Source organism: Streptomyces sp. CO7, assembly GCF_053474865.1.
Genome location: NZ_JBRIOU010000005.1, coordinates 611,726 through 618,251 on the forward strand (window position 1 = coordinate 611,726; position 6,526 = coordinate 618,251).

At 75.0% G+C, this 6,526-nt stretch carries 3 protein-coding genes; 1 reads left to right on the top strand and 2 read right to left on the bottom strand.

Annotation, left to right across the window (positions count from 1 at the left end; genetic code table 11):
• Positions 1-91: 91 nt before the first annotated feature.
• Positions 92-1,129 carry a rod shape-determining protein gene (locus ACOV8S_RS21300; RefSeq protein ID WP_351115765.1) on the bottom strand — a complete coding sequence of 346 codons (1,038 nt, stop codon included), beginning with the start codon at positions 1,127-1,129 and terminating at the stop codon, positions 92-94.
• Between the two features lie 303 nt (positions 1,130-1,432).
• Here ACOV8S_RS21300 and ACOV8S_RS21305 point away from each other — a divergent pair, with 303 nt between their 5' ends.
• The gene (locus ACOV8S_RS21305) at positions 1,433-5,137 is read left to right on the top strand and encodes a S8 family serine peptidase (protein ID WP_448319428.1); all 3,705 of its coding nucleotides are present in this window, start codon (positions 1,433-1,435) and stop codon (positions 5,135-5,137) included.
• 307 nt (positions 5,138-5,444) lie between these two features.
• Here the strand turns inward: ACOV8S_RS21305 and ACOV8S_RS21310 are convergent.
• The coding region (locus ACOV8S_RS21310) for an AMP-binding protein (protein WP_448319430.1) at positions 5,445-6,526 on the bottom strand (1,082 nt) is incomplete at its 5' end.

The following is a 6,526-nucleotide window of genomic DNA, read 5'->3' on the forward strand; positions in this document are numbered from 1 at the left end:
GCCTGACCCGGAGGTCCGACCCGGGCCTGACCCCGGTCTGCGACCCGGGCCCTGACCCCGGTGCCCGACCCCGGTGCCCGGCCCGGGCGGCTCAGCCGGCCAGCGGGTTCAGGACCAGCGGCTCGATCTTGCCGTCCAGCATCGCGCCGAGACCCTGCACGGCGCACACGTCGGGGCGCTCGGCGATGTGCACCGGCATGCCCGTGGCCTGGCGGAGCATCTGGTCGAAGCCCGGGAGCAGCGCCGTGCCGCCGACCATCATGATCCCGCGGTCGGCGAGGTCGGCGACCAGGTCGGGCGGGCAGTCGCGCAGCACCTTGCCGATGCCGTCCAGCACCGCCGTCAGCGGCGTCTGGATCGCGTTGCGCACCGCCGCGGTGTCCACCTGCACCGAGCGGGCCAGACCGGTGGCCACGTCACGGCCGTTGATCTCGGTGGTGGCCGGGCCGTGCGGGGTGAGCCCGTTGCCGGACAGGGCGAGCTGGAGGGGACGCACCGACTGGCTGGGCAGCATCAGCTCGTGCTCGTGCCGCAGGTGCTGGACGATCGCGTTGTCCACCGCCTCGCCGCCGACCGGGATGCGCTCCGCCGTCACGATCGACCCGAGCGAGAGCACCGCCACCTGTGTGGCGGCCGCTCCGCACACCATGATCATGGTGGCCTCGGCGCGCTCCACCGGCAGGCCGCAGCCCACCGCGGCCGCGATCAGGGTGTCCACCAGCTCGACCCGGCGGGCGCCCAGGCCCACCAGCGTCTCCACCGTGGCGCGACGGGCCAGCGGGTCCGCGTCGTGCGGGGTGCAGGCGGCCGCCCGCAGCCGCGGCTTGCGGCGCAGGAGGCGCCGCGTCTTCTCGCCGAGCAGGTGACGGAGCATCCGCTGCGCCATCTCGATGTCGACGACCGTGCCGCCGGAGACGGGGCGGACCGTCTTGATGTACTCGGGGGTGCGGCCGGTCATCTTCTCGGCGAACTCGCCGACCGCGATCAGCGCGCCCGTGCGGGTGTTCACGGCGGCGACCGAGGGCTGGTCGACGACCAGTCCCGCGCCCTTGACGTAGACGCGGGTACGGGCGGCGCCGAGGTCCACGGCGAAGTGGCAGCGGCGCAACTGGTCCAGGTCGGCGGTCACTTGTGGATCCTCCCGGGTGCGGTCGAAGACGCCCGGCCGGCGTCCCTTCCCGCATCCTGCGAGGTTCCGCCACCGGGCGCCCGCTGGAGCCGCCCGGCCGAGTGCGGACCGGACGGGTGGTCCACCGGGCCGCCCGGACACTCTCGCGTCTCCTCGCGCACTCCGCGGGCGGGCGCCGGAGGCGGGTTCACGTCACGGCGCAATCCCGCCCGCCGGTCTTGACCTGACAGTGACATTCGCCTGCGAAGAATCGTCGCCAAGCGCCCGCTACCTCCCGGCGGCCGCTGGACGAAGAGAGGGTAGATGAGCCCCCGTTTCGCACGCTCCCGTTCCATACCGCCCCGTTCCGCGCAGCCCCGTTCCGCGCAGCCCGGTTCCGCGCGGCCCCGTTCCGCCCGGCGCGGCGTGACCCTGGTCGCCGCCTGTCTCGCCTGCGCGTCGCTGTCCCCGGCCGCGCCCTCCGCGGCCGCCCCCGCGCCGTCGGACACCGCTTCGGCGGCCCGCGCCCGGGCCACCGCCGCCCGCACCGTCACGCTGGTGACGGGCCACCAGGTCACCGTCACCGAGCTCGGCGGCGACCGGAGAACCGTCGAGGTACAGCCCCCGAAGGGCGCCCCGGGCGCCGTGCGCACCGACGTGGTCGACGGCCGCATCCGGGTCGTCCCCGAGGAGGCCGGGCCGCTGCTGCGGGCCGGCCGGCTGGACCCCCGGCTGTTCGACGTGACCGGTCTGATCGAGCAGGGCCTGACCGACGCCCGCACCGGCGAACTGCCGCTGATCCTCACCTACGGCAAGGGCGCCCGGACCACCACCCCTGAGGGCGCCGACCGCGAGCGGTCGCTGCCCAGCGTCCGCGGCGCCGCCGTCACCGCGGACAAGGGCCGCGACTTCTGGACGTCCGTCACCCGCCAGGCCGGCGTCCGCGGCGTCTGGCTGGACGGCCGCGTCGAGGCCGAGATGGCCGAGAGCAACGCGCAGATCGGCACCGAGGCCGCCTGGCAGGCCGGGCTGACCGGCAAGGGCGTGACCGTCGCCGTCCTGGACACCGGCGTCGACGCCTCCCACCCCGACCTGAAGGGCCGCGTCGCGCAGTCCCGCAGCTTCATCGAGGGCGAGGAGGTCGCCGACCGCGACGGCCACGGCACCCACGTGACGTCCACCGTCGGCGGCAGCGGCGCCGCCTCCGGCGGCAAGGAGCAGGGCGTCGCCCCGGAGGCCACCCTGGCCGTCGGCAAGGTCCTCGACGACTCCGGCTCCGGCACCGAGTCCCAGATCATCGCCGGCATGGAGTGGGCCGCCCGGGACGTCGACGCGAAGATCGTCTCCATGAGCCTCGGCTCGCCCGAGCCCAGCGACGGCACCGACCCCATGGCGCAGGCGGTGAACACCCTCTCCGAGGAGACCGGCGCGCTCTTCGTGATCGCGGCCGGCAACACCGGCACGCCCTCCTCCATCGGCTCGCCCGGCGCCGCCGACTCGGCGCTGACCGTCTCCGCCGTCGACCGGCAGGACGTGCCCGCCTACTTCACCAGCGCCGGCCCCCGCCACGGCGACATGGCCCTCAAGCCCGACCTGGCCGCCCCCGGCGTCGACGTCCTCGCCGCCCGCTCCACCCTGGCCGAGGGCTCCGGCGACTACGTCGCCATGAGCGGCACCTCGATGGCCACCCCGCACGTCGCCGGAGTGGCCGCGCTGCTCGCGCAGAAGCACCCGGACTGGACCGGCGAGCAGCTGAAGAGCGCGCTGATGTCCACCTCCGAGCGGCTGGACGACTCCGCCTACGTGCTCGGCGCCGGCCGCGTCGACGTCCCCGCGGCGGTGTCCGCCCAGGTCACCGCGACCGGCAGCGTGGACCTCGGCTTCCACAGCTGGCCCCACGAGGACGACGAGCCGGTCACCCGGACCCTCACCTACACCAACGACGGCGACCGCGACGCCGAGCTGGACCTGGCGGTGGAGGGCGGCTCTGGCGTCGCCACCCTCGCCGACAGCACGCTGACCGTCCCCGCCCACGGCACCGCCTCCACCACCGTCACCGGCGACAGCACCGGGGCGCCGGCCGGCGACATCGGCGGGCAGATCGTGGCCTCGGTGGCCGGCGAGCCCGTCGCGCACACCCTCTTCGGCATGGTCAAGGAGGAGGAACGGCACACCCTCACCGTCCACGTGAAGGACCGCGAGGGCAGGCCCACGGCGGCCGACCTGTCGGTGCAGCTCTTCGAACCGGACGCCTGGCCCGAGCCCGCGCGCGTCGGCGACTCCGGCACCCTGGAACTGCGCCTGCGGCCCGGCCTGTACGGCGTCGACACCTTCCTCGACGTGAGGGGCGCGCACGGCCCCGACTCCCTGGGCCTGGGCCTGCTCGCCGCACCCGAGATCCTGCTCGACCGGGACCGCGAGATCACCCTGGACGGCACCGCACTGCGCGAGATCGAGGCGAGGGTCGAGGACCGCACCGAGACCCGGCAGCTCCTGATGGAGTTCGCCCGTGAGGCACGCGGCCTCCCCACCTCCGCCGCGTACCAGGTGCCGCTGGCCTACGACACCGTCTACGCCGCCCCGACCCGGAAGGTCACCGAGGGCAGCTTCGAGTACCGGACCCGCTGGCGGCTCGGCAACCCCCTGCTGAAGATCCGCGGCGTCGGCGAGACCGTCCCGCAGGCGGGCGCCCCGCTCGTCGACGGCGACCTGACGGCGCGCCTGGCCGACGTGGGCTCCGGCTCCGTCACCGGAGCCGTCAAGGGGAAGGCCGTCCTGGCCACGGTCGGCGACGACACGGACGTGCCCGCCCTGGCCCGCGCCGCGCACCAGGCCGGCGCCCGGATCCTGCTGATCACCGACGACCGGCCGGGCCGGCTCAGCGTCTGGGCCGGCGACCCGGACACCGGCGCCGAGGCCCCGCTGCCCGTCGCCTCGCTGAACGCCGCCGACGCGAAGCGCCTGCGGGCGGCCGGGACCGTCACCGCGACCGGCGCCCCGAACACCCTGTTCGTCTACGACCTGACCGAGGGCCACCCGGGGGCCATCCCGGCGCGGGGCCTGGAGTACACCCCCGGCCGCCGCGACCTCGCCCACATCGACGTGGCGTTCCACGCGACCCGGCCCACCGACACCGGCAGCGAGTACCGCTGGTCGATCACCGACACCTTCCCGGTCGGCGTCGGCTTCCGCGAGCGGGTCGCCTACCCGCACCGCCGCACCGACCACGTCACCGTCGCCGACGGCCTGACCTGGCACGAGCAGGCGCTGACGAACAACGAGGCGATGGAGCAGCGCTCCGGGCTGGTCGCCTACCGGGCCGGGGACCGGCAGGAGCTCGACTGGTTCCGTCCCGTCTGGCACCCCTGGATGGGCGAGGGCCTCGGCTGGGGCCAGACCCGCGAGGGCGACGCGATCGCGATCAACGTGCCCGGCTGGGGCGACTCCGGCCCCGACCACACCGGCTTCGGCGACGTGTGGAGCGAGACGTCCGGGATGACGCAGGAGACCGCCCTGTACGCCGAGGACGGCACGCTGCTGGGGCGCACCCAGGGCAGCGGGCTCAACGTCTGGGACGCGCCCGCCGGGAAGCAGACGTACAAGGTCGTCACCGACACCACCCTGGACCCCGGGCAGTGGGACCTGTCCAGCCGCGGCCACGGCGAGTGGACGTTCCGCTCGGCGGCGACGGACGGGCAGGTCACGCTGCCGCTGCTCAACCTGGGCTTCGACGTCACCACCGACCTGTCCGGTGACGTCCGGGCGCGGCAGCGGGTGCCGGTCACCCTCGGCGCCGAGTACGTCGACGGGGCGAGCGGCACGGGCAGACTGGTGTCCGCCCGGCTGGAGGTGTCCTACGACGACGGCCGCACCTGGCGCACGGCCGACCTGCGCCGCCGGGGCGACACCTGGCAGGGCACGCTCACCGCGCCGAGCGGAGCGGACCACGTCTCGCTGCGCGCCGAGGTGCGCGACGACCGGAAGGGCTCGGTCCGTCAGGAGATCATCCGCGCGATCGGCGTGAAGTGACACGCCGGGTGCCCGGCGTGGACTGACGCCGGGTCACCGCGGAACGACGGCGGCGCCGCCTCCCTGGGACGGGGAGACGGCGCCGCTGTGCGTCCGCGTTCCGGCGGCTCGCCGGGAAGGGTCAGACCAGCCAGCCCAGGAAGTGGGCGATGCAGGCGAGCGCGTCGGTGATGACGTTCATGGGGTACTGCTCCTCGGGACATGAGTTCGTACTGGGACATGCGCCAACTGCCGGTCTGCAGCCCGTTGTTGGCACACGGTGACTATGTCGTGCCGGAGCGTGTCCGGGCAGGCGTCCGAGTCCGGCTCACCTGATCAAGGGAGCGGGGGAACTGGGGTCCAGTACACGCTTCATCACCTTGCCCATGTCGTTGCGGGGCAGCGCGGCGAGCAGGCGCACCTCGCGGGGGCGCTTGTGCGGCGCCAGCCGGCGCGCCACGTGGTCCGCCAGCTCCTCCGGGTCCGGCGGCGTCCGCGGATCGGCGGGGACGATCCAGGCGACGATCCGCTCGCCCAGGTCCGCGTCGGGCGCGCCGGTGACCGCGGCCTCGGCCACCCCGGGGTGCTCCAGCAGGGCGTTCTCGATCTCCCCCGCGCCGATCTTGTAGCCGCCGCTCTTGATCAGGTCCGTGGCCCGCCGCCCCACGAGCCGTACCGCGCCGCCGCTTTCCAGGACCGCCATGTCGCCGGTGCGGAACCAGCCGTCGGGGGTGAAGGCGGCGGCGGTGGCGTCCGGGCGGCCCAGGTACTCGGTGAACAGGTGGGGGCCGCGCACCTGGATCTCCCCGATGCTCTCGCCGTCGGCGGCGGGCAGCGGGGCGCCGTCGTCGTCCACCAGCCGCAGTTCCACGCCCGGCAGCGGGACGCCGACCGTCCCGGCCGACGTCGCGCCGGGCCCCGCGTCGAGGCGGACGCTGGTGTTCATCAGCGTCTCGGTCATCCCGTACCGCTCGACGACGCGCCGGCCCGTGGCGGCCAGGATCCGCTCGTGGTCGTGGACCGGCAGCGCGGCCGAGCCGGACACCAGCAGCCGGGCGGAGGCCAGGCCCTTCGCCAGCTCCGGCTCCGCCGCCAGCGACCCGGCGATCCGGTGGTACATCGTCGGCACGCCGAACAGCACGCTCGCGCCCGCGTTCAGCTCCCGCGCCACCCCGGCGGTGTCGAAGCGGCCCAGGTGACGCAGCGCGCCGCCGAGCCGCAGCGGACCGAGCACCCCCAGCACCAGACCGTGCACGTGGAACAGCGGCAGCGCGTGCACCAGGACGTCCTCGGCGGTCCACTCCCACACCTCGGCCAGCCCGTCCAGGGTGGCCGCGACCGCCCGGCGGGGGATCACCGCGCCCTTCGGCGGGCCGGTCGTGCCGGAGGTGTAGACGACCAGCGCGGGGT

What these genes read in the sequence shown, in the direction of transcription:
- ACOV8S_RS21305 (WP_448319428.1), top strand. Translation starts at nt 1,433, where the DNA reads ATGAGCCCCCGTTTCGCACGCTCCCGTTCCATACCGCCCCGTTCCGCG.